Raw genomic sequence first — 21,338 nt, 5'->3', positions numbered from 1 at the left:
CAGGGCCACGGCATCGGCCTTGAACTCGTCCGAGTAGTCCTTCATCGCCATCGGCGGTCTTCTCGCTTCCTCCGGATCAAGCAGATCCAGTATCAGCGTGTCCACCACTCAGGGGGAGGCCCCGTTCTCGGACACCGTGGCGATTCCGTTGAGCACTCTCTGCTCCGCCGAAGGCGCCCCTTTCGTCACGTTGAGCAACTGTTCTTTGCTCGACTGCTGCTCAGCGAGATCTGTCTGTCACGGAACTTGCTTCTGGCCTGGGCGTAGGGCATGCCGAGACTGGCGGGATTGGAAGTGACGAGGCATATCCCGCCCGCCACATCGTGCAGTCGATGGTGCGCTGCAGGGAGCCCAAGAACGCCCAGCGCCTTGACCCGTTGGGCGCTAGGTCGGCTACGTCTACGGCGATCACCAGGTCGAAGCCTCCTTCGGCCTTGGCCAGCCGCTGCATCAGGGACTTCTTGGCCACCCGGTGCGTTTCTTCCGCCGTGCCTCGATCGCCAGCTTCCGCAATGAACGCGTGCCTGGCCGCCGGCCGAGCCGGAAGCGGTGGGACACACGCAACCTGGCGCCCGCGAGGTGGACGCCGTGGGGCGGCGCGATGAGGCTTTGCGCTGGGTGGAACGCGCGTTCAGGAGTCGCTAGTTCTTGCTGCTGGGGACATCATTCTCGTCGACCATCTCTGCGAACGATGTGCGGAGGCTGCCCGGCAAGCGGACGCCGTCGCCCAGCGCCGCGAACACTTCCGTGCCCGCCGGCCGCTCCCTGCTTGCGTACCAGCAATTGCACGCCGCGCCCCGTGCCGAGCGCTGGCGGGTCACTCAAGGACACTTGTCCGCTGCGCGCCGAAGCGGAACAGGGAACCGCGAGGCGGTACGGCGAGACCGTATTGGTCGACGACTTGCTCGACGGTGAAGCCGCCTAAGTTGCCGGCTCCCGCTGCGGCGTCAATGACCGCCAGTGGCTGGCGCTTGCTGACCAGATCTGTGGGGCCCGTTCTATAGACGCACTGCCCGTCTGCGCCTGGCCGAGTCACTCATCGGGCCAGATCGGCATCGCGGTCTACGAAGAGCTCGTCAGTTTGTGCTGAGCGCCCGCGAGTGCCATCGCCTGCTGGGCGTGAAGGATGAGCTCACCGCGTACGTCACCGCCGGAACCTGATGCACCCAATGGAGCAGCACGCTTTGCGAGTCGGACCGTTGAGAGGCGCGCCGTAGTTCGCCGTGGTCAGGTCAGGCCCTCAGTGACGGCAGGATCACCGAGTCCAGGTAATGCAGGAGGAATGCCCGGTCCGGGGGCTGGTTGCCCACCAGAGGCCGGGCCACCAGGGCGCCGATGAGGATGTACGGGACGTACTCCAGGGCCGGGCAGTTCGGGCGGACTTCGCCTCGGGCGACCGCTCGGCACAGGAGGGCTTCCAAGCCCGTCGGGTCCGGGTCGACGATCAGGTCCTGGAGGGCTTCGAGGAGGTCGGGGTGGGTGTGGACGGCGTGGACCAGGCCTCGGACCAGGGCCGTTTCGTTCGCCAGTTTCTGGTCGTCCATGCGGGCGATCAGTTCGTGGAGGTCGCCGTGGAGGGAGCCGGTGTCGATGTCGCCGACGACGTCGCCCTTGGTGTGGCGCAGGGCCTGGGCGACCAGTTCCGGTTTGCCGGTCCACTGGCGGTAGAGGGTGGCCTTGCTGCACCGGGTGCGCGTGGCTACCGCGTCCATGGTCAGGGCCTCGTAGCCGACCTCGCGGAGGAGGTCCAGTACGGCCGTGTACAGCTCTGTCTCGCGTTCGGGGGTGAGGCGGCCGCGGCGGGTCCGCGGGGCGACGGTCTGCTCCGTGAGCTCCGTGGCTGTCATTCGGCACCCCTATCGAACGGAACGGTTTCGTACACTTAAACCATAACCTAGGATGGCGTAGATATGAAACCGCTTTGGTAGCGAAATTGGGGATGGGGTGTGTCGTGGAGGAATCCAGCACCGGCATGACGGCCACGTCGACGACGACGGTGGTGGCGGCTCCGGCCAAGCCCGGCCGTCCCCGCGACGCCGGCGCCGACGATCGCATCCTCCGCGCCGTCGTCGACGAGCTCTCCGAGCACGGCGTCGCCGGGTTTCGGATCAACAACGTCGCCTCGCGCGCCAAGGTCGCCAAGCGGACCCTCTACAGCCGTTGGGCGGAGCGTGACGAGCTGATTCTGGCGGGGCTCAACTCGCTGGCCCTGGACCTCGTTCCGCCCCGCACCGGAAGCCTCGTCGGTGACCTCGACGCCCTGTACGACGACATCGCCGCCGCCCTCGACAGCCCGCGGTGGCTCATCGCTGCCCGCTGCTCCTTCGAACTGCCCGACTACCCCGACCTGTACGCGAAGTTCCAGCGTGACTGCATCGACAAGCCCCTTGCTGTCGTCGAGGACGTCCTGCGTGACGCGCAGCTGCGGGGCGAACTGCGTGCCGACCTCGACCGGTCCGTGGCCGCCGAGAACTTCACCGGGTCCATCGCGGGGTTCAGCTCGCACATCGCCCGGCTGCGTGGGGTCAGCGCGTACGGCGTTCGGGAGCAGTTCCTCGCCATGTTCCTGCATGGAGTGCGGGACGAAGTCGGCGCCGGGGGCTGACCGTTTGTGCCCCTGCCTTCTACGACTTTCCCAGCGACCGTTCCATGACCCTGGCCAGATGCCGGTCGAACACCTCCCGCGTGTCCGGCGTCAGCGTCCGCAGTGCCATCAGTGCCGTGATCACCACGTCGCAGAGTTCGGCCTGGACGTCCTCCCAGGTGTGGGTCGTGCCCTTGCGCGGGTTCTGACCGGTCACGCCGATCACCGCCTGGGCCACCTCTCCCACCTCCTCCGAGAGCTTCAACATCCTTAGGAGCAGGGCCTCTTGGCCGCTCACGGGACGGTTGGATTCGAGCCAGGCCCACAGGGCTTCGACGCCCTCCCAGAGCTCGGGCGTCGTGTCGCGATCACTCATGGACGCAGCCTCGCACGCGCCACTGACAGCCGGGGGAGGCCGACCTCCCCCGGCTGTCGAGCTCCCCCGGCCGTCGTTCGGTCAGTCCTTGCCGAGGAGCTTGTTCATCTCCTTGATCTCGGCCGTCTGCCCGGTGATGATGTCCTCGGCCATGGCGGTCGCGGGGGCGTACGCCCCCTTCGCCTTCTCCGTCTCGGCCATCTCCACCGCGCCCTCGTGGTGCTCGACCATCAGCGCCAGGAACCGGGCGTCGAAGGCCTCACCGGACGCCTTCTCCAACTCCGTCATGTCGGCCGTGTCCATCATTCCGGGCATCCCTGAGTGCGAGCCGTGGTCCATGCCGGGCGCTGCCTCGCCCCAGGACTTCAGCCAACCGGTCATCGTCTCGATCTCCGGGTCCTGCGCCTTCTCGATGCGCGCGGCCAGGTCCTTGACCTCGGCGGACGAGGCCCGGTCGGTGGCGAGTTCCGCCATCTCCAGTGCCTGACGGTGGTGCGGGATCATCCCCTGCGCGAAGGAGACGTCCTGGGCGTTGTGGGTACCGGCAGTGGCGGTAGTGGTGGTCGCCGACGGGGACGAGTGGCCACCGCCGTGACCGCTGTCGTCGCCGCCACCGCATGCCGTGAGGACGAGTGCGGCCGTGACGGTCGCCGTCATGAGGGCAGCGCGGCGCTTACGAGTGGTGCTCATGCTTGAACTCCTGCTGGATGAAAGGGATCCGGACATGCCGATGCGCACCCCGCGTCGAGTACGGACGCGGTGCGCCGGGCGGTTTCTAGATCCGCAGGAGTTGGAGTTCCGCCAGGGACGGGGGTGCCCGGGCGTCGTCAGGGGCCGAGCCGGCGTATGGGCACGGGGAGTCGTCTCGTACGACGTCGGCGACCGGGTCGGGTACGAGTGCGGGCAACGCCGGTCCGCCGCTCACCGCGGCCGCCGCGCAGGTTGTGTCGGCGTGTGAGACGTGGCCTGTGCCGCAGTGGCCCGCGCCGTCGCAGTCGCCGTGGGTGGCCGACACGGAGACGGTGGCCATGGAGACGGCGGCCATGGGGGCGGGGTGCGGGTGGTCGTCCGCTACGGCCGCACCCGGCGCCAGGGCGTGCATGCCCAGCAGTCCCGCCAGCAGTGCCAGCACGAGCAGCGCCTGCCACCGCCGCAGGGGCGGTCGCGCGGGGTGCTGCTCGCGGACGGTCACCGGGCCATCGTAGGAGAGCGGGCTCCCGATCCTCGTAGGCGCCCCCTAGCCTCCGAAGAAGACCCCCGCCTCACGCCCCCGGGCACTCGCCCCGCGTCACTCCCCGAACAACGCCTCCTGCTCGTCGAACAACCCCGCCTGCTCCTCCCTCTCCTTCTCCTGCAACCTGCGGATCCGCGCCCCCACGACCACCGCAGTCACCGCGGCCGTCGCCGCCAGCGCCGTAGGGACCATCCAGCCCCTGTCGAAGACGTGCCCGAGGGCGTGGTCGAGGGAGAGGCGGCCCGGGCCCGTGATCGCCAGGCCCGTTGCCGCCAGGCCCAGCGTCGCCGCGTACTCGAAGCCGCCCTCCTGGTTGAAGAAGCCGTTGGGGGCGTGGACGGTGGCTGCGCCCGCCATGCCGCCGGCCGCTGCCGCGCCTGCCGCCGGTGTGGCCAGGCCCAGTGCGAGCAGGGTGCCGCCGCCCGTCTCCGCGAGGCCCGCCGCGGTGGCGCTCGCCTTGCCGGGGGAGTAGCCGACGGACTCCATGAACTGGCCGGTCCCCTCGATGCCGTGGCCGCCGAACCAGCCGAACAGCTTCTGGGCGCCGTGTGCGGCCAGTACGCCTCCGGTCCCCAGTCGGAGCAGCAGCAGGCCCAGATCACGTCGGTCGTAGGAAGAGGCGTTGGAAGAGGCACGGGAAGAGGCGTTCGATTTCACTGTGGCTCCCGGGAGAGTTGGACGAAACACCCCCCTCGCGTTTCCACCGTCGCACTCCTGACACCTGACGGAACCACTCGCGCGGCCGTTCGGGTGGCGGGGCCGGGGGAGCGGTGTGAGTGTGGCTGGCATGACGATTCAGACCGGCAAACTCAGCGACCCCGCGGTCCGCGCCTTCGTCACCGCCGTCAACGCGCACGACCGCGACGGCTTCATGGCCCTCCTCGCCCCCGGCGCGACCATGTCGGACGACGGCTCCGACCGTGACCTCGACGACTGGGTCGACCGGGAGATCTTCTCCTCCCACGGTCACATGGAGGTCGACAACGAGTCCCGCGGCGGCCACGACCTCATCGCCCGCTACAGCAACGACACCTGGGGCGAGATGCGCACCAAGTGGCACTTCGAGGTGGACGGAGAGAAGATCACCCGCTTCGAGACCGGCCAGGCCTGAGCGCTCCGCGGGAAGTGCCGTCGTCGGCCGTCTGCGGCGCCATCGTGGCTGGTCGCGCAGTTCCCCGCGCCCCTTCAGGGCGCTGCCGAACCGTAGAGCACTTCATCCGACCTGCTTAGGGCCCTTGCGGAGACTTCGCGAAAGCCTCCGAGAAAGCCCTTGCCTTGAAGTGCGCTCCAACTCCTAACGTCTCGACCCATGGAGACGAACACGGAGAAGAACTCGCAGGCGTACGCGGAGTCGAACCGGACTCTCGGACGCAGCGGCATCGAGGTCAGCCCGCTCGGCTTCGGCTGTTGGGCCATCGGTGGTGAGTGGTCCGATCCCGACGGACAGCCCCTCGGTTGGGGCAAGGTCGACGACGACGAGTCCGTGCGGGCGATCCGGCGCGCCCTCGACCTCGGTGTGACCTTCTTCGACACGGCCGACGTCTACGGCACCGGGCACAGCGAGCTGGTGCTGGGCCGTGCCCTCGGCAAGCGCCGGGCCGACGTGGTCGTCGCCACCAAGTGGGGCAACCTCTTCGACGAGTCCACCCGCACCCTCAACGGGCAGGACGCCTCCCCGGAGCACGCCCGCGAGGCGCTGACCGCCTCGCTCACCCGGCTCGGCACGGATTACGTCGATCTTTATCAGCTGCATCTGTCCGATGCCCATCCCGATCAGGCCGCCCGACTCCGGGAGATCTGTGAGGAGTTCGTACGGGAGGGGCTTGTGCGCGCCTACGCCTGGAGCACCGACGACCCCGCCCGCGCCGCCGTCTTCGCCGAGGGCCCGCACTGCGCGGCCGTGCAGCACGCGCTGAACGTGATGCAGGACGCGCCCGAAATGCTGGCGCTGTGCGAGGAGTTGGGCCTCGCGAGCATCAACCGCAGCCCGTTGGCGATGGGGTTGCTGGCGGGCAAGCGGCAAGGGTCGAAGGACGCCGGCGACATCCGCAGCAAGCCGCCGACCTGGCTCCAGGGATTCGGTGACGGCTCCGGTGCCGATCCGGAGTGGCTCGACCGCATCGACGCGCTCAAGGAGATCCTCACCAGCGAGGGCCGCACCCTCGCCCAGGGCGCCCTCGCCTGGATCTGGGCCCGCAGCCCCCGCACGATCCCCATCCCGGGCTTCCGCTCGGTCGCCCAGGCGGAGCAGAACGCGGGCGCGATCGAGAAAGGGCCGCTCACCGCCGACCAGTTGAGCGAGATCAACCGAATCCTCGGACGGTGAACGGCCCCGATCGCCCGCAGCGCCCCACCCGCCAGTACCCGCCAGTACCCGCCAGTACTTCTAGTACTGCGCGTACTCCTGCCGCTGCTCGGTCAGTGTGATCCGGCCCGCCTTGATGGTGGCCAGTCGCGGTGACTTCCTCGCGATGGACGAGTCGTGGGTGACCATGACGAAGGTCAGCCCGTACTCGTGCCACAGGCCTTCGAGGAGGGCCATGATCTCGTCGCGCATCGACTCGTCGAGGTTGCCGGTGGGTTCGTCGGCGAGCAGCACCTTCGGCTTCTTCACCAGCGCGCGGGCGATGGCGACGCGCTGCTGCTGGCCGCCGGAGAGCTCTGAGGGGGCGTGGCTGAGGCGCTCGCCCAGGCCCACCGAGCGCAGGGCCTCCGCCGCCCGCTCGCGCCGCTCGGCCGGCTTCACGCCGAGCGGGACGAGGGCCGTCTCGACGTTCTCCTGTGCGGTGAGCGTCGGGATGAGGTTGAAGGACTGGAAGATGATGCCGATCTTCTCGGCCCGCAGCCGCGTCAGCTTCGCCTCGCTGATCCTCGCGAGGTCGACGCCGTCCAGTTCGACGCTTCCCTCGGTCGGGCGGTCCAGGCCGCCGATCATCTGGAGGAGGGTGGACTTGCCGCCGCCCGTGGGGCCCTGGATGACGAGCTGGTCGCCGTCCTCGATGGTGAGGTCGACGCCGCGCAGCGCCTCCACCGTCTCCTTGCCTCGCGTGTAGCGCTTGGTGACGCCGGTCAGTCTGTACATGGGTGCTCCGTGAGTACGTGGGAGAAGAAGGGGGTCAGGACACGCTGCGCAGCGCGTCCGCCGGGCGCATCCGGGAGGCGCGCCAGCCGCCCATCGCGCCGGCGATCAGACCGCCGGTGACCGCCAGGCCGACCGCGAGGGCGATGGTCGTCAGCGACACGGGTGCGGAGAGGGCGATCTCCATCGTGTTCTGGGTCGACTGCCCGCCGGGGCCACCGCCACCGCCGGGACCGCCGCCCATGCCACCGCCACCGCCGCCGGTGCTGCCGAGCTGAGCGGTCAGCTTCGGGCTGATCGCGGTCACCGTGTACGCGGCCGCGAGGCCCAGGCCGATGCCGAGGGCACCGCCGAGCAGGCCGTTCACGACGGACTCGCCGACGACCTGCCGGGTCACCCGGCGGCTCGGCCAGCCCAGCGCCTTCAGCGTGCCGAACTCACGCACCCGGCGGGAGACCGCCGAGGAGGTCAGCAGCGCGGCCACCAGGAAGGCGGCGGCGAGCACCGCGATGGACAGCCACTTGCCGACGCTGGTGGCGAGGTTCGAGGCGGTGGAGAGGGAGCCGGAGACGGTCTCCGCGAGGTCCGCCGAGGTCGTCACCGTCGTACCGGAGATGTTCTTCTGGATCGTCGACTTGACCGAGTCGATCTGCTTCGAGTCGGTCGCCTTGACGTAGATCGTGGTGACCTGATTCTTGGCGTCGGCCAGGGTCTGGGCTTGCTTGAGGGGCAGGTAGACGTCGGTGGTGGACTCGCTGCTGGAGGCCGTCGCGATACCGATGACCGTGTACTTGGTGCCGGAGATCTTCAGGGTCTTGCCGACCTTGTACGAGTTCTCCTTGGCGTACGACTTGCTGAGCACCACGACCTTGGCGTTGGTCTGCGCGGCCGTGAAGGTCTTGCCGGAGGTGATCTCCATGCCGGCCAGCGGGCCGAGGGTCCGGTCGGTGACGTCGACGCCGGCGACCGAGTAGGAGTTCACGTCGAACGAGGCGCCGCCGCCCTGCACCTGGGGGGCCGCCGTGCTGTTGCCGCCGCCGTTGCCACCGGGGCCGCCCTGGCCCTGGGACTGGCCGCTGCCGGTCGTGGACTGGGCCTTGCCCTGGGTGAAGGAACCGTCGACCTTGGTGACGTTCAGGGTGATCGCGCCGACCGCGTTCGCCACGCCGTCCTGCTTCGCGACCTTGGCGACGAGCGCGGCCTTGAGGGCCTGGCCGCCCTGCGTCATCACACGGTCGGAACTCTGCGTGTCGTCACTGTCGTTCGACTTGGCGTCGAACTCGAAGTTCGGCCTGCCGGAACTGTTGTCGGTGGGCGCCGATCTGGCCTTGGTGACCGTCATGTCGGTGCCGAGGCCGTACAGCGACTTCAGGACCTTGTCCTGAGCCTGAGTCATGCCGGCCGACACCGAGTTGACGGTGATGACCAGCGCGATACCGAGCGCCAGACCCAGTGCGATGACCAGGGCCGCCTTCTTGCGCCGGCCCAGCTCGCGCTTGAGATAGATGCCAAACATCCCGTTCCTCGAGGTTCATGGCGCCCGCTGTGGGCGCGGCCTCAAGCTAGGGACGAAAGGTTGGGTGGCCGTGAGTAAGCGATGTGCGGGACCTGAGAGGCGATGTGCGCGAGCTGAGAATGTGCCCCGCGGCCCCGGACTGTGCGGCAGCCGTTCCACCCCACCGGCGTGTACCCCGCGGTCCCACGCGAGGCCCACCCCCATCCGGTGTGGTGGAACGACTGCCGCCTCCCCCCTCGGGTTGGTTTGCGGAAGCTCACTGCTCCAAGTGTGAAGCTCTGATGGAGGAGATGTAGAGCATAAGTCTGCGACCGGCCCAGATGGAGCGGATGTTCATATTCCGGTTGTGCAGATTGAGCCCTCAACCGCGTCCCACGTACGGCATCGCCGTCGCCAGCACCGTCGCGAACTGCACGTTCGCCTCCAGCGGCAGCTCGGCCATGTGCCGCACCGTGCGTGCCACGTCGGCGACGTCCATCACGGGCTCGGGCGCGACCTCGCCGTTCGCCTGCAAAGCGCCGGTCTGCATCCGCGCGGTCATGTCGGTCGCCGCGTTCCCGATGTCGATCTGCCCCACCGCGATGCCGTACGGCCGTCCGTCCAGGGACAGCGCCTTGGTCAGGCCGGTCAGGGCGTGCTTGGTCGCCGTGTAGGCGACGGAGTGCGGGCGGGGCGTGTGCGCGGAGATCGAGCCGTTGTTGATGATCCGGCCGCCCTGCGGATCCTGCTGCTTCATCTGCCGGTACGCCGCCTGCGCGCACAGGAACGCCCCGTTGAGGTTGGTGTCCACCACATGCCGCCACGCCTCGTACGCCAGCTCCTCGACGGGCACCCCGCCGGGTCCGAACGTCCCCGCGTTGTTGAACAGCAGGTCCACCCGCCCGAACCGCTCCACGGTGGCGGCGAACAGCGCGGCCACGTCGTCGGGGCGTGAGACGTCGGTCCGTACGGCGAGACAGGCGCCCTCGGGCACGAGTGCCGCCGTCTCCTCCAGCGTCTCGGTCCGCCGCCCCGCCAGCGCCACCGACCAGCCCGTGCGCAGCAGTTCCACGGCGACCGCGCGGCCGATCCCGGAGCCCGCTCCGGTCACCACGGCGGTCCTCGCGTTTTCGGTGCCCCTGTTGGTGCCCCTGTTGGTGTCCATGTTCGTGTCCATGAGCGCGCAGCGTAGGTGAGCCTCCGCGATACGGAAGCGCCTGTCCGCCATCCGGGTGCTGCCCACCCCGTGAACGTGTGTCGACGCCGGGCCCACGCCCCTCACCTCCCTCAACTGTGACGGGAGGGATGAAATGACCATCACACCAGTCCTGTCGCGGCGGCACAGCCGTGAACTGCGCGCCGCCGCCCGCCATATCGGCCGCCGCCGCTTCCTGGGCCTGACCGCCGCGGCCGCCGCACTCGCGTTCGCCGTGGACCTGCCCGCGACCGGCACGGCGGCCGCCGCCGAACTCGACGCGGCGCGCATCGACGACTTCCCGTTCACGCTCGGCGTCGCCTCGGGGGACCCGCTGCCCGGCTCGGTCGTCCTGTGGACCCGGCTCGCGCCCGCCCCCTACCAGCCCGACGGCGGACTGCCCGCCGAACGCGTCGACGTCGACTGGGAGGTGGCCGAGGACGAGGCGTTCGCGACGGTCGTCGCCAAGGGCACGGCCATCGCGCACCCGGAGTTCCATCACACCGTGCATGTCGAGGCCGAGGGCCTCGCCCCCGGTCGCGTCCACTACTACCGCTTCCGTGCGGGCACCTGGCTCAGCGAGACCGGCCGCACCCGCACCGCGCCCGCCGCCGACAGCGCGGTCTCCTCGATGACCCTGGCCGCCGTCTCCTGCCAGGCCTACCACGACGGCTACTTCACGGCCCACCGCCACCTCGCCGCGGACGACGTCGACCTGGTCCTCCATCTCGGCGACTACCTCTACGAGTACGCCGTCGACGCGGCCGGCGGCGCCCGCAAGTACACCGACCGGGTGCTTCCGGCCCTGTTCGACCGCGAGACCGGCACGCTGGAGGACTACCGGCTGCGTTACGCCCTCTACAAGACCGACCCCGACCTGCGGGCCGCGCACGCCATGCACCCCTTCGTGGTCACCTTCGACGACCACGAGACCGAGAACAACTACGCCGCCTCCGTCCCCGAGAACGCCGTCCCGCCGGAGGAGTTCCTGCTGCGTCGCGCCGCCGCCTACCGCGCCTACTGGGAGAACCAGCCGCTGCGCCCGCCCCAGCTGCCCGTCGGCCCCGACATGCAGCTCTACCGACGGCTCCAGTGGGGCCTGCTGGCCCAGTTCGACGTCCTCGACACCCGCCAGTACCGCTCCGACCAGGCCTACGGCGGTGCGAAGCACATCCCGGGCCCCGAGTCCGAGGACCCGGCCCGGACCATGACCGGCGCGGCCCAGGAGCGCTGGCTGCTCGACGGCTGGAGCACGTCACAGGCGCTGTGGAACGTCGTCCCCCAGCAGGTCTGCTTCTCCCGGCGCCGCCTCGACCTCAACCCCGTCGCCCAGCTCTCCATGGACGCCTGGGACGGCTACCCGGCCTCCCGCCGCCGCATCCTGGACGGCGCCACGGCGGCCGGGATCGAGAACCTGATGGTCCTCACCGGCGATGTGCACGTCGGGTACGCCTTCGACATCAAGGACGACTTCGACGACCCGGCCTCCCGCACCCTCGGCACCGAGATCGTCACCACCTCGGTCACCAGCGGCCGGGACGGCGCCGAGAGACCCGCGAACTGGGCCACGTACACGGCCGCCAACCCGCACCTGAGGTTCTACGACGGCCGGCGCGGCTACACGACCGTCACCCTCGACTGGACCCGGGCGCGCGCCGACTTCAAGACCCTGCCGTACGTCACCACGCCCGGGGCGCCGATCACCACGGCCGCCTCCTTCGTCACGGAGGTGGGGAACCCGGGGCTCACGCCGGCGTGACGGCCTCCCCGGCGACCTCCTGCGGATAGCGGACCCCGACCCGCTCCCGGATCGTGTCCATCGTCCGCATCACCGCGAGCGTGCCGTCCAGCGGGACGAGCGGTGACTCGGTCTCGCCGGCCCGCAGCGCCCGCATGACCTCGACCGCCTCGTGCTTGAGGCTGTTGCGCGGGCCGGCCTCGGCCTTGAACTCCTCCGGGTCCCGGCCGTCCCGGTGCAGCACGAACCGGTCCGGGAAGAAGAAGCCGTAGGGGATGTCGATCCGGCCCAGCGAACCGGTGACCGACGCCGAGGTCGCCGTACCGCCGATGATCGAGCAGTGCACCGAGGCGAGGGCGCCGCTGTCCCAGGAGAGCAGGGCGCCGGTCTGGAGGTCGACGCCCTCCTCGGAGAGGGTGGCGCGGGCCGCGATGTCCGACGGCTCACCGAGCAGCAGCTGCGTGAACGACACCGGGTACACGCCGAGGTCCAGCAGGGCGCCGCCGCCCTGTGCCGGGTCGCGCAGCCGGTGGCTCGGCGGGAAGGGGCCCGCGAGCCCGAAGTCGGCCTGGACGCTGCGGACCTCGCCGATCGCGCCGTCGTCCACCAGCGCCTTGAGCCGGCGTATCAGGGGATTGCAGTACATCCACATGGCCTCCATCAGGAAGCTTCCGCGCTCCCGCGCGAGGGCGACCAGTTCCTCCGCCTCGCGGGCGTTCAGCGTGAACGCCTTCTCACAGAGCACGTTCCGCCCGGCCTCCAGACACAGACCGGCGGCCACCCGGTGCGCCGAGTGCGGGGTGGCGACGTAGACGACATCGATGTCCGCGTCCTCCGCCAGCGCGCCCCAGTCTCCGTACGCCCGCTCGATCCCGAACCGCTCCGCGAACGCCTTCGCCGACTCCTCGGTCCGCGACGCCACCGCCACGACCTCCGCGTCCGGCAGATCGACCAGATCCGCGGTGAACGCCGCCGCTATCCCACCGGTCGCCAGGATCCCCCAGCGCACCCTCTGCTCCGTCATCCCGCGTCCACCCTCACTCGCGTGCACTCGCCACTGTGTACGAGCTGAGAGCATAGGTGGCGGATCGGACTGGGAGGGAGGGGCACATGCCCGACAGCGGGGCATCGACATCGGACCTGGAACAGGCGGCTGCGGCACCGGTACAAGCGCAGCCGCCCACTCGTGCCGTGCGCCGCACGGGCTGGCTCGTCACGCTCACCCTCGGTGGGCTGACCGCCACGCCCCCGTTGGCGATGGACATGTACCTCCCCTCGCTCCCGGAGGTCACCACGTCCCTGCACGCGCCCGCGGCGACCGTGCAGCTCACCCTCACCGCCTGCCTTCTCGGCATGGCCCTCGGCCAGCTGGTGGTCGGCCCGATGAGCGACCGCTGGGGCCGCCGCCGGCCGCTGCTCGTCGGCCTCGCGGTCTACGTCGTCGCCACCGCCCTGTGCGCCCTGGCGCCCACCGTCGAGACCCTGGTCGCCTTCCGGCTGCTCCAGGGACTCGCGGGCGCGGCCGGGATAGTGATCGCCCGGGCCGTCGTACGCGATCTCTACGACGGCGTGGCCATGGCCCGCTTCTTCTCCACCCTCATGCTGATCGGCGGGGTCGCCCCGATCGTCGCGCCGGTCATCGGCGGACAGATCCTGCGGGTGACGGACTGGCGGGGCGTGTTCGTGGTGCTGACGGTCGTCGGCGCGCTGCTCGCCGTGCTGGTCTGGGCGAAGCTGCCCGAGACCCTGCCGGCGGAGCTGCGCCAGGGCGGCGGGGTCGGCGCGGCCCTGCGCTCCATGGGCGCGCTCCTCGTCGACCTGCCCTTCACCGGCTTCATGCTGGCGGGCGGCTTCGCCTTCGCCGCGCTGTTCGCCTACATCTCGGCCTCGCCGTTCGTGATCCAGGAGATCTACGGGGCCTCGCCGCAGACCTTCAGCCTGCTCTTCGGGCTGAACTCGTTCGGCCTCGTCGTCGTCGGCCAGATCAACGGCAAGGTCCTGGTGGGCCGAATCAGCCTGGAGAAGGTGTTCGGCGCGGGGCTCGCGGTCGTCATCGCCGCCGCGACCGCGCTGCTGCTGATGTCGCTCGGCGTGTTCGGCGAGCCCGGCCTGGTCGCGGTGGCCGCCGCCCTCTTCGTCCTGATGTCGGCGATGGGTGTCACCCTCCCCAACGCCCAGTCCCTCGCCCTGCTGCGCACCAAGCACTCCGCGGGCTCCGCGTCCGCCCTCCTCGGCACGTCCTCCTTCCTCATCGGGGCGATCGCCTCCCCGCTGGTCGGGATCGCCGGGGAGGACACCGCCGTACCGATGGCCGTGGTCCAGGTCGTGTCGGCACTGGTAGCGCTTGCCTGTTTCATGGGAATGTGCCGTCCTTGGAACAGACGTGCGATCGCGGAGGGAGCGGAGAGCTGAGCGCGCCGAGACTGCGCAGCGACACACCGGAACGGGCCGGACTCGACCCCGGGGAGCTCGAACACCTCGTCCAGGAGGTCCACGACCTCACCACCGGCGACCGCCCCTGGGCGGCCGGCACCGTCGTGGTCGCCGGACGCGGCCCGGTGATCGCCGTCGAGGAGGCGGCGGGCTGGGCGGTCCGCTACGCGTCCTACGACCCCGAGGCCGACGCCGGAGTGGAGCTGCCGCGCAAGGCACGCGTCCCGATGACCGTGGACACGCCCTTCGACCTCGCCTCCCTCACCAAGCTGTTCACCGCGGTCGCCGCGATCCAGCAGATCGAACGTGGCACGCTCGGCATCGACGCCCGGGTGGGCGCGTATCTGCCGGACTTCCGGGCCGCGGCCGAGCACGGGGTGACGGTACGGGAACTGCTGACCCACACCTCCGGGCTACGGCCGGAACTCCCGCTGTACGACTGCGCGGACGACACGGAACGGCTGGACATGCTGCGGGCGGAGCCCCCGATAGGCGTCCCCGGCACGTACACCTACTCCGACCTCAACCTGCTCCTCCTCCAGCACGTCCTCGAGCGGATCACCGGCCGGGGTCTCGACGTGCTCGTCCACGACGGCATCACGCGGCCGCTGGGGATGACCGCGACCGGGTTCGGACCGTGCCCCGGGGCGGCGGCGACGGAGTGCCAGCGGCGGCCCTGGGCCAAGGCGGACCGGGGGATGCTGCGGGGCGTGGTCCACGACGAGAACGCCTGGGCGCTGGGCGGGGTCGCGGGCCACGCCGGGCTCTTCGCCACGGGCCGGGACCTCGCCGTCTTCTGCCGGGCCCTGCTGGCGGGCGGTGCGTACGGGCCCGCCCGCATCCTCGGCCCCGACTTCGTCGACCTCCTCCTCACCCCGCCCGGCCTCGGCTTCGCCCTCGACCAGCCCTGGTTCATGGGCGAACTGGCGGGCCGGGGCGCCGCGGGCCACACCGGCTTCACCGGGACGTCCCTGGTGCTGGACCGGGCGACGGACACGTTCCTGGTCCTGCTGGCGAACACGGTGCATCCGCGGCGGCGGGGGGCGGACAGCGGACCGAGGGCGCGGGCGGCGACGAGGGTGGCGCGGGCGGTCCGGGGAGCGTGAGGTCTTTCCTCCGGGGGAGGGGCGACGTGGGCGCGGAAAAGCCGAGGGTCGCCCCGGGTCGGCGCCCATGGAGTCGCCGCGGAGAGGGCGCCGAAACGCCTAGGGCGCGGAAAGGCCCAGGGCGCGGAAACGCCGCGGGCGACCCCCACGCCGGCGCCCATAGAATCGCCGGGTGAACGACCCCGCAACCCCGGCCGAAACCCTCCGCCGCGCCCTCGCCGGCCTCCTCGACGGCCTCCCCCCGAGGCAGGCCGCCCAGGCGGTCGACCGGCTGATCGCCAACTACCGCGGGGCCACCCCCACCGACGCCCCCATCCTCCGCGACCGCGCGGACGTCACCGCGTACGCCGCGTACCGGATGCCGGCGACCTTCGAGGCGGTGCGGTCGGCGCTGGAGGCGTTCGCGGACGCGGTACCCGACTGGACCCCCGCGAGCCATGTCGACGTCGGTGGCGGGACCGGTGCCGCGACCTGGGCGGTGAACGCGACCTGGTCCGGTACCCGGCCGGTCACCGTCCTCGACTGGGCCGAGCCCGCGCTGGCCCTCGGCCGGGAGATCGCGGCGGCCAACCCGGAGCTGCGGGACGTGAGTTGGCGGCGGTCGAGGATCGGTACGGCGCTCGCGCTGGACGCCACGGACCTCGTCACCGTCTCGTACGTCCTCAACGAACTCACGCCCGCCGACCGGACCGCCCTCGTCGACGCGGCCGCGGGTGCGGCGCAGGCGGTGGTGATCGTCGAGGCGGGCACCCCTGCCGGGTACGCCCGTGTGATCGAGGCCCGGGACCGGCTGATCGGCGCCGGCTTCCGGGTCGCGGCGCCCTGTCCGCACAGTGCGGCGTGCCCCATCGTTCCCGGCGAGGACTGGTGTCACTTCTCGACCAGGGTCAGCCGCTCGTCCCTCCACCGTCAGGTCAAGGGCGGCTCGCTGGCCTACGAGGACGAGAAGTTCAGCTACGTCGCGGCCGCGCGCTTCCCGGTGGACCCGGCCGCCGCCCGGGTGGTCCGGCGTCCCCAGATCCGCAAGGGGCAGGTGCTGCTCGACCTGTGCGAGCCGGAGGAGCGACTGTCCCGGCGGACGGTGACGAAGAAACACGGCGACCTGTACAAGGCGGCACGCGACGCGACCTGGGGCGATCCGTGGCCCGCCGAGTAACTCGGAGTGGCTCGGTGTACCGAGATGCCGCGTGGGCGGCGCGGACTCTGTGAATCACGCCGTCCTTGACGGGGACTGTGGAGAAGGCCATGGAAATGTGGATGCTCATCGGCGAGCTGATGCGTGCGAGGACACGCGAATATCTCTCCACGTCGCCGCTGGACCCGGAGTGCCTGCCGGGTCTCCGGCCGCCGGCGACCTCCGCGCAGATCGAGGCGCTGGAAGCCCTCGCCGGGCAGCCGCTGGACCCGGATTACCGGACTCTTCTGTTCCTGACGGACGGGCTGGACGGTTTCCAGTCGACGATGCCACTCCTGGGCTGTCGTGACTGGGAGGACCCGACCCGGAGCGGGCCGGCGTCGATGTTCCGCGACACGGTCCTGGAAACCGGCTCGCTGCAGGATGTCGGGCTGCCGGCGGACACTCGGGTCTTCCCGGTCTTCGTGGACGCGGACGGAGCCTCGGGTGTCCTGATGCTTCACACGGCCGAGGCGACCATCGAACGGTTCTGGTGGTCAGGCGAGGGAGACGAGATGTTCTTTCGCACCTTCAGGAACGTGCTCGGCCATGTGACGGATCCGCTGTCCTGCAGTCCGAGGCACCTCTACGACTGAGGGGGCGCGGAGTATCGCCGACGAGACGCCCCGTCTCACCCCCTTGATACCGTCGCCCTATGGTCACGCAGCCCGCCCCTGGCAAATCCACTCCCGACACCACCCGCCGCAGCGAGAAGTCCCGTCGCGCCATCTACGACGCCGCCCTCGCCCTCGTCGGGGAGGTCGGGTACCCCAAGACCACGATCGAGGGGATCGCCGCCCGTGCCGGGGTCGGCAAGCAGACGATCTACCGGTGGTGGTCGTCGAAGGCGGAGGTGTTGATGGAGGCCTTCCTCGACTTGGCTGAGCGGTCGGCGCAGGAGGCCGGGCAGGAGGCGTACGGGTTTCCGGACACCGGTGACCTCGCCGCCGACCTCAAGGCCGTGCTGCGCGCCACCGTCGACGAGCTGCGCGACCCCCGTTTCGAGGTGCCGTCCCGGGCGCTGGCCGCCGAGGGCGTCGTCAACGAGCAGCTCGGCCGGGACCTCGTGGCCAAGCTCCTCGAACCCTCGCTCCAGCTGTACGTCGACCGGCTGCGCTCGGCTCAGGACGCCGGTGACGTACGCCCGGACATCGACCCGCGCATCGCCCTGGAGCTGTTCGTCTCCCCACTCGCCCAGCGCTGGCTCCAGCACACCGCGCCCTTCGACCACACGTACACCGACACCCTCGTCGACTACGCCCTCTACGGTCTCGTCCCGCGCTGAGGCACCCGCTGAGGCTCCCGCCGGGGCACGCGTGCCAGCTTGCCCGGCGTGTCCGTGATCACCCCGTCGCAGCCGAGGTCCAGGACCCGGTCCCGCTGGGCCGGCGTCACCACGGTGTGGGCCCAGACCCGACGGATGCCGGAGGACACCGCCCGGACCAGGTCCGCGTCCCGCGCCTTGTAGTCGACGTCCAGGACGTCCACGTAGGACCGCCAGTGCTCCGGGCGGTCCGCGCGCAGCTGTTCCGCCGAGCGCCACAGGCCGGTCAGCAGGCCCATGCCGTGGGCGCGCCGGGCCAGGGACGGGTCGTTGGAGTTCACCACCACCGAGCGGGTCAGGCCACGGGAGCGGAGCAGTGCCGCCAGCGGGGCGAGGCTGCGCGGGTCCTTCGCCTCCAGCATCAGCACGACCCGTCCGCCCAGCAGATCCAGCACCCGGGCCACCGTCGGCGGGCGCTCCGACCGCCAGCTGCCGGGCAGCGAGGCCTTCGGGCGGACCCGTACGCCCTGCCATTCCCGCGCGTTCAGCCGCCGCACCTCGCCGCCCAGGTAGGTCGTGCGGTTGAGCAGCGGATCGTGCATCACGACCAGCGTGCCGTCGCGCAGCATGCGGGTGTCGAAGTCGAGCACGTGCGCCGTACCGCGTCCGTAGGCGGCCATCAGCCCCGTCAGGCTGTTCTCCGGCACCTCACGGGCGCCGCCGCGATGGGCGACGTATGTCACACGGGGCAGCGAGTCGACGGTGAGCGGGCCGGGCCCCCACTCCAGCGGGATCGTCGGTCCCATCAGCGAGACCAGGGAAACCGCCGAAGCCAGGCCCGTCAACGCGATCCTTGTGGCCATGACGACCACGGTAGGGGCCGCGGATCGCAAATCCCGCCAAAGCGGGCGATGACACCCGATCCCCGTCCCCGGTACGTGCTGTCCCACCTACCCCGGTTGTCGGCTCCGGCCCCCGGCAGCGCAGGATGGTGGGACCATAGGGCATGCTGTCCGCACCACAGCGAGGCGAGGCGATACATGAGCCAGGAGTTCGGCGGCCGGACCGGCCTTCAGGGCAAACTCACCCAGTGGCTGCGTGGCCGCCGCCCGAAGGAGGCCGCCGGCGACGGCGGTCGTGAGGCCCTGCTGCTGGCCGCCGCCGAGGCGGGGCTGCCGCTCGCGCCCGCCGCGCACCCGGCCCCCGGCTACCGGTGCTCCTGCGACCGGATCGGCTGTCCCACACCCGCCCGGCACCCCGTCTCCTTCGCCTGGCAGACGCAGTCCACCACCGACCGCGGCCAGATCGAGCGCTGGGCCCGGCACCAGCCGCAGGCCAACTTCATCACCGCCACCGGCATGGTGCACGACGTCCTGGACCTGCCCCTCGAGGCGGGCCGCGAGGCCCTTGAGCGGCTGCTCGCCTCCGGCATAGAGGTCGGCCCGGTCGCCGAGAGCGACGACGGCCGGCTGATGTTCTTCACCCTCACCCGCGGCACCCCCGAGGACGAGGACGAGTGGTGGCCGTGCGAGCTGGACTGTCACCCCGAGACGATGGACGAGCATCCGGGCCTGCGCTGGCACTGCCGCGGGTCCTACGTCCTCGTACCGCCCGCCCGGCTTCCCGGTGACGGCCCGTCCGTGCACTGGGTGCGCGGCCTGGAGCACCCGCTGCCCGATCCGCTGAGCCTGCTGGAGATCCTCACCGACGCCGGCGCCCGCTGGGCCGGCGAGGACCGGGACCACGCCTCCACGGCCTGGCCCTCGCGCGGCTGAGGCACTCCTCCTCGGCACAAGAGGCACCTCCTCGTGAAGCGGGGGCTACTCGCCCTTCGCCGCCGTCAGGCCCTGGATCCGGCCCAGCACCGACACCTGCCCGGCGTCCGCGCCCTTCGGCGGGTCGAGGGCTACCTCGTTGGAGACGAACTCCATCGTCAGCGACTGCTTGACCTCGCCGGTCGTCAGCGCGTCGACGGCCGCGGTCTGGTCGGGGAGTTCGGTGCCCGCGTAGGCGGTCTGCTTCAGGTAGTGCCGGGTGGTGAAGAACACCAGCGCGCCGCCGTCCTTCGTGCGCAGCGCCAGCGGGGCGTAGTCGCCGTCGGTCAGCGACTCGTCGATGTACTGCGTGACCCGGCCCGGCTTCTTGGCGTCCTTCTGACGCTGGGTGCGCCATCCGCTGGTGTGCGAGCCCTGTGCGAAGGTCTTCCCCTCGCCGTCCTTCAGATACGTCGCATAGTCCTGGCTCAACTCCCGCGGCGCGACGGACAGTTCCGTGGAGTTCGCGGGGACGGCCTCGGCCCAGCCGTCCTGGTCCGTCTTGAACCGCGGTACGTCGTCCGGCGCGACCAGCGTCAGATACGCCACCTGGAACGGCTCGTCCAGAGCGTCGCGGGTGAACACGAACAGCCAGCGCGCGCTGCCGCCCTTGTTGGCGGCGGTGTCCGCGACGAACCAGCGCGGCCAGCCGGCCTTCTTGGGGATGGTGAACTTCTCGTCGGACAGCTTCAGCGGCGTGTGCGCCGTGTTGCCCTGCGGACTGCCCGCCCGGCCCGCCTTCAGCCGCGCCGCGTCGATGTCCGCGAGGGGTCCGGTGACGTAGTCCGCGTCCAGGGAACTGTCGTACGCCTTGTCCGCGTTGTTGTACGCGGTCGTGAACTGCTGGAGTGCCTTGGCGGCTTCGGCCTTGGTGGTCGCGGGAAGCACCTCGCGCTCCCCGTGGACCACCACGCACCCGCTCGCCGTCAGCGACAAAGCGGTCACCGAGGCCGCTATCAGCACCCTCCGGTCAAGCCTGCGGAGCCTTCGAGGGCTGCGATCCCTGCTCATCGGATCCCTTCACCTTCCCCTTCCCGGAGGCGAACCCTACCGGGGCGAGGAACAGCGCGAGCGTCGGGATCAGGTACAGCAGCCACACCGTGACCTGGAGGACCGTCGGGTCCGGCTGGAAGTTGAAGACGCCCTTGAGCAGGGTGCCGTACCAGCTGTCCGGCGGGATGGTGTCGGAGATGTCGAAGGCCTTGTTCGTCAGGCCCGGCAGCCAGTCGGCCTCCTGGAGGTCGTGGAGGCCGTACGCCAGCACGCCCGCCGCCACCACGACCAACATGCCGCCGGTCCACGTGAAGAACTTGGCGAGGTTGATGCGCAGGGCGCCCCGGTAGAACAGCCAGCCCAGCACGACCGCCGTGGCGATGCCGAGGCCCACCCCGATCAGCGGGCGCGGGGTGCCGTCACCGGCCGCGCGCACCGACGCCCACACGAACAGGGCCGTCTCCAGGCCCTCCCGGCCGACCGCCAGGAACGCGGTGGCGACCAGCGCGCCGGTGCCCATCTGAAGGGCCGCGTCCAGCTTGCCGTGCAGCTCGGCCTTCAGATGCCGGGCGGTGCGCCGCATCCAGAAGACCATCCACGTCACCAGGCAGACCGCGAGGATCGACAGCGAGCCGCCGAGCGCCTCCTGTGCCTCGAACGTCAGCTCCTGGGAGCCGAATTCGAGCGCGCAGCCGAAGCCCAGCGCGAGCGCGACGGCGACGCCGATGCCGATCCAGATCGGCTTCAGCGCGTCCCTGCGGCCCGTCTTCACCAGGTAGGCGATGAGGATGCAGACGACGAGAGAGGCCTCCAGGCCCTCCCGCAGACCGATCAGGTAGTTGGAGAACACGGT

Annotated in this window: 22 protein-coding genes; 10 read left to right on the top strand and 12 right to left on the bottom strand. The window is 70.7% G+C overall.

All coding sequences use genetic code 11. The annotated features are described in order from the left end of the window. Positions 1-1,232: 1,232 nt before the first annotated feature. Positions 1,233-1,847 (bottom strand): TetR/AcrR family transcriptional regulator, encoded by a 615-nt coding sequence (locus tag ABKA17_RS45330; RefSeq protein ID WP_353698313.1) that lies wholly within the window; start codon positions 1,845-1,847, stop codon positions 1,233-1,235. Positions 1,848-1,951: 104 nt separating this feature from the next. On the opposite strand from ABKA17_RS45330, the gene ABKA17_RS45325 reads away from it, so the two are divergent. Then, positions 1,952-2,605 carry a TetR/AcrR family transcriptional regulator gene (locus ABKA17_RS45325; RefSeq protein ID WP_353698312.1) on the top strand — a complete coding sequence of 218 codons (654 nt, stop codon included), beginning with the start codon at positions 1,952-1,954 and terminating at the stop codon, positions 2,603-2,605. Between the two features lie 19 nt (positions 2,606-2,624). Here ABKA17_RS45325 and ABKA17_RS45320 read toward each other — a convergent pair whose 3' ends face one another. From ABKA17_RS45320 to ABKA17_RS45305, 4 genes are all read right to left on the bottom strand, one after another. After that, positions 2,625-2,960, bottom strand: coding sequence for a MazG-like family protein (locus ABKA17_RS45320; protein ID WP_353698311.1), 336 nt, complete (start codon positions 2,958-2,960; stop codon positions 2,625-2,627). Between the two features lie 81 nt (positions 2,961-3,041). Beyond that, positions 3,042-3,650 carry a DUF305 domain-containing protein gene (locus ABKA17_RS45315; protein ID WP_353698310.1) on the bottom strand — a complete coding sequence of 203 codons (609 nt, stop codon included), beginning with the start codon at positions 3,648-3,650 and terminating at the stop codon, positions 3,042-3,044. Between the two features lie 85 nt (positions 3,651-3,735). Next, positions 3,736-4,152 carry a DUF6153 family protein gene (locus tag ABKA17_RS45310; RefSeq protein ID WP_353698309.1) on the bottom strand — a complete coding sequence of 139 codons (417 nt, stop codon included), beginning with the start codon at positions 4,150-4,152 and terminating at the stop codon, positions 3,736-3,738. 96 nt (positions 4,153-4,248) lie between these two features. Then, positions 4,249-4,851, bottom strand: coding sequence for a DoxX family protein (locus tag ABKA17_RS45305; protein WP_353698308.1), 603 nt, complete (start codon positions 4,849-4,851; stop codon positions 4,249-4,251). 130 nt (positions 4,852-4,981) lie between these two features. Between ABKA17_RS45305 and ABKA17_RS45300 the strand changes: the two genes are divergently transcribed. Both ABKA17_RS45300 and ABKA17_RS45295 read left to right on the top strand, forming a co-directional pair. Further along, positions 4,982-5,305 carry a nuclear transport factor 2 family protein gene (locus tag ABKA17_RS45300; RefSeq protein WP_353698307.1) on the top strand — a complete coding sequence of 108 codons (324 nt, stop codon included), beginning with the start codon at positions 4,982-4,984 and terminating at the stop codon, positions 5,303-5,305. Positions 5,306-5,503: 198 nt separating this feature from the next. Further along, positions 5,504-6,520 carry an aldo/keto reductase gene (locus ABKA17_RS45295; RefSeq protein ID WP_353698306.1) on the top strand — a complete coding sequence of 339 codons (1,017 nt, stop codon included), beginning with the start codon at positions 5,504-5,506 and terminating at the stop codon, positions 6,518-6,520. A gap of 60 nt (positions 6,521-6,580) precedes the next feature. On the opposite strand, the gene ABKA17_RS45290 is transcribed toward ABKA17_RS45295, so the two are convergent. From ABKA17_RS45290 to ABKA17_RS45280, 3 genes are all read right to left on the bottom strand, one after another. After that, entirely contained in the window at positions 6,581-7,276 is a 696-nt protein-coding gene (locus tag ABKA17_RS45290) for an ABC transporter ATP-binding protein (RefSeq protein WP_353698305.1), read from the bottom strand. A 34-nt stretch (positions 7,277-7,310) separates the two neighbouring features. Next, a complete protein-coding gene (locus tag ABKA17_RS45285) occupies positions 7,311-8,789 on the bottom strand; it encodes an ABC transporter permease (RefSeq protein ID WP_353698304.1) in 1,479 nt (492 codons plus the stop codon). Positions 8,790-9,150: 361 nt separating this feature from the next. Next, the gene (locus ABKA17_RS45280) at positions 9,151-9,945 is read right to left on the bottom strand and encodes an SDR family oxidoreductase (protein WP_353698303.1); all 795 of its coding nucleotides are present in this window, start codon (positions 9,943-9,945) and stop codon (positions 9,151-9,153) included. A gap of 133 nt (positions 9,946-10,078) precedes the next feature. On the opposite strand from ABKA17_RS45280, the gene ABKA17_RS45275 reads away from it, so the two are divergent. Beyond that, on the top strand, positions 10,079-11,722 hold the full coding sequence (locus tag ABKA17_RS45275; protein ID WP_353698302.1) for an alkaline phosphatase D family protein: 1,644 nt from the start codon (positions 10,079-10,081) through the stop codon (positions 11,720-11,722). On the opposite strand, the gene ABKA17_RS45270 is transcribed toward ABKA17_RS45275, so the two are convergent. Further along, positions 11,709-12,725 carry a Gfo/Idh/MocA family protein gene (locus tag ABKA17_RS45270; RefSeq protein WP_353698301.1) on the bottom strand — a complete coding sequence of 339 codons (1,017 nt, stop codon included), beginning with the start codon at positions 12,723-12,725 and terminating at the stop codon, positions 11,709-11,711. The two genes, ABKA17_RS45275 and ABKA17_RS45270, sit on opposite strands and share 14 nt — an antisense overlap. Before the next feature lie 86 nt (positions 12,726-12,811). On the opposite strand from ABKA17_RS45270, the gene ABKA17_RS45265 reads away from it, so the two are divergent. The 5 genes from ABKA17_RS45265 (at position 12,812) to ABKA17_RS45245 (ending at position 17,699) form a co-directional block, all read left to right on the top strand. Then, entirely contained in the window at positions 12,812-14,113 is a 1,302-nt protein-coding gene (locus ABKA17_RS45265) for a multidrug effflux MFS transporter (RefSeq protein WP_353698300.1), read from the top strand. After that, positions 14,065-15,240: a serine hydrolase domain-containing protein gene (locus ABKA17_RS45260; protein ID WP_353698299.1), complete on the top strand. Its 1,176-nt coding sequence runs from the start codon at positions 14,065-14,067 to the stop codon at positions 15,238-15,240. Before ABKA17_RS45265 ends, ABKA17_RS45260 begins: the two co-directional genes overlap by 49 nt. A gap of 172 nt (positions 15,241-15,412) precedes the next feature. Further along, positions 15,413-16,396: a small ribosomal subunit Rsm22 family protein gene (locus tag ABKA17_RS45255; RefSeq protein ID WP_353698298.1), complete on the top strand. Its 984-nt coding sequence runs from the start codon at positions 15,413-15,415 to the stop codon at positions 16,394-16,396. An 89-nt stretch (positions 16,397-16,485) separates the two neighbouring features. Beyond that, entirely contained in the window at positions 16,486-17,010 is a 525-nt protein-coding gene (locus ABKA17_RS45250) for an SMI1/KNR4 family protein (RefSeq protein ID WP_353698297.1), read from the top strand. Between the two features lie 59 nt (positions 17,011-17,069). Further along, positions 17,070-17,699, top strand: a complete 630-nt coding sequence (locus ABKA17_RS45245) for a TetR/AcrR family transcriptional regulator (RefSeq protein WP_353698296.1) — start codon at positions 17,070-17,072, stop codon at positions 17,697-17,699. Here ABKA17_RS45245 and ABKA17_RS45240 read toward each other — a convergent pair. Next, entirely contained in the window at positions 17,678-18,541 is an 864-nt protein-coding gene (locus ABKA17_RS45240) for a glycerophosphodiester phosphodiesterase (protein ID WP_353698295.1), read from the bottom strand. The two genes, ABKA17_RS45245 and ABKA17_RS45240, sit on opposite strands and share 22 nt — an antisense overlap. Positions 18,542-18,718: 177 nt before the next feature. Between ABKA17_RS45240 and ABKA17_RS45235 the strand changes: the two genes are divergently transcribed. Beyond that, a complete protein-coding gene (locus ABKA17_RS45235; protein ID WP_353698294.1) occupies positions 18,719-19,453 on the top strand; it encodes a bifunctional DNA primase/polymerase in 735 nt (244 codons plus the stop codon). 45 nt (positions 19,454-19,498) lie between these two features. On the opposite strand, the gene ABKA17_RS45230 is transcribed toward ABKA17_RS45235, so the two are convergent. Both ABKA17_RS45230 and efeU read right to left on the bottom strand, forming a co-directional pair. After that, on the bottom strand, positions 19,499-20,503 hold the full coding sequence (locus ABKA17_RS45230) for an SCO2278 family lipoprotein (protein ID WP_353698293.1): 1,005 nt from the start codon (positions 20,501-20,503) through the stop codon (positions 19,499-19,501). Continuing rightward, on the bottom strand, positions 20,463-21,335 hold the full coding sequence (gene efeU, locus ABKA17_RS45225; RefSeq protein ID WP_353698292.1) for an iron uptake transporter permease EfeU: 873 nt from the start codon (positions 21,333-21,335) through the stop codon (positions 20,463-20,465). Before efeU ends, ABKA17_RS45230 begins: the two co-directional genes overlap by 41 nt. Positions 21,336-21,338 lie beyond the last annotated feature (3 nt).

The sequence above is a fragment of the Streptomyces sp. RG80 genome (assembly GCF_040446465.1).
Classification (GTDB): Bacteria; Actinomycetota; Actinomycetes; order Streptomycetales; family Streptomycetaceae; genus Streptomyces.
This window is presented reverse-complemented; position numbering and strand designations above follow the sequence as displayed.

Excerpts from the sequence above, each read along its gene's own strand:
- ABKA17_RS45315 (WP_353698310.1), bottom strand. The coding sequence starts at position 3,650 with ATGAGCACCACTCGTAAGCGCCGCGCTGCCCTCATGACGGCGACCGTC.
- ABKA17_RS45330 (WP_353698313.1), bottom strand. The coding sequence starts at position 1,847 with ATGACAGCCACGGAGCTCACGGAGCAGACCGTCGCCCCGCGGACCCGC.
- ABKA17_RS45285 (WP_353698304.1), bottom strand. The coding sequence starts at position 8,789 with ATGTTTGGCATCTATCTCAAGCGCGAGCTGGGCCGGCGCAAGAAGGCG.
- ABKA17_RS45295 (WP_353698306.1), top strand. The coding sequence starts at position 5,504 with ATGGAGACGAACACGGAGAAGAACTCGCAGGCGTACGCGGAGTCGAAC.
- ABKA17_RS45250 (WP_353698297.1), top strand. The coding sequence starts at position 16,486 with ATGGAAATGTGGATGCTCATCGGCGAGCTGATGCGTGCGAGGACACGC.
- ABKA17_RS45280 (WP_353698303.1), bottom strand. The coding sequence starts at position 9,945 with ATGGACACGAACATGGACACCAACAGGGGCACCAACAGGGGCACCGAA.
- ABKA17_RS45235 (WP_353698294.1), top strand. The coding sequence starts at position 18,719 with ATGAGCCAGGAGTTCGGCGGCCGGACCGGCCTTCAGGGCAAACTCACC.
- ABKA17_RS45245 (WP_353698296.1), top strand. The coding sequence starts at position 17,070 with ATGGTCACGCAGCCCGCCCCTGGCAAATCCACTCCCGACACCACCCGC.
- ABKA17_RS45300 (WP_353698307.1), top strand. The coding sequence starts at position 4,982 with ATGACGATTCAGACCGGCAAACTCAGCGACCCCGCGGTCCGCGCCTTC.
- ABKA17_RS45275 (WP_353698302.1), top strand. The coding sequence starts at position 10,079 with ATGACCATCACACCAGTCCTGTCGCGGCGGCACAGCCGTGAACTGCGC.
- ABKA17_RS45270 (WP_353698301.1), bottom strand. The coding sequence starts at position 12,725 with ATGACGGAGCAGAGGGTGCGCTGGGGGATCCTGGCGACCGGTGGGATA.
- ABKA17_RS45290 (WP_353698305.1), bottom strand. The coding sequence starts at position 7,276 with ATGTACAGACTGACCGGCGTCACCAAGCGCTACACGCGAGGCAAGGAG.
- ABKA17_RS45240 (WP_353698295.1), bottom strand. The coding sequence starts at position 18,541 with ATGGCCACAAGGATCGCGTTGACGGGCCTGGCTTCGGCGGTTTCCCTG.
- ABKA17_RS45265 (WP_353698300.1), top strand. The coding sequence starts at position 12,812 with ATGCCCGACAGCGGGGCATCGACATCGGACCTGGAACAGGCGGCTGCG.
- ABKA17_RS45320 (WP_353698311.1), bottom strand. The coding sequence starts at position 2,960 with ATGAGTGATCGCGACACGACGCCCGAGCTCTGGGAGGGCGTCGAAGCC.
- ABKA17_RS45230 (WP_353698293.1), bottom strand. The coding sequence starts at position 20,503 with ATGAGCAGGGATCGCAGCCCTCGAAGGCTCCGCAGGCTTGACCGGAGG.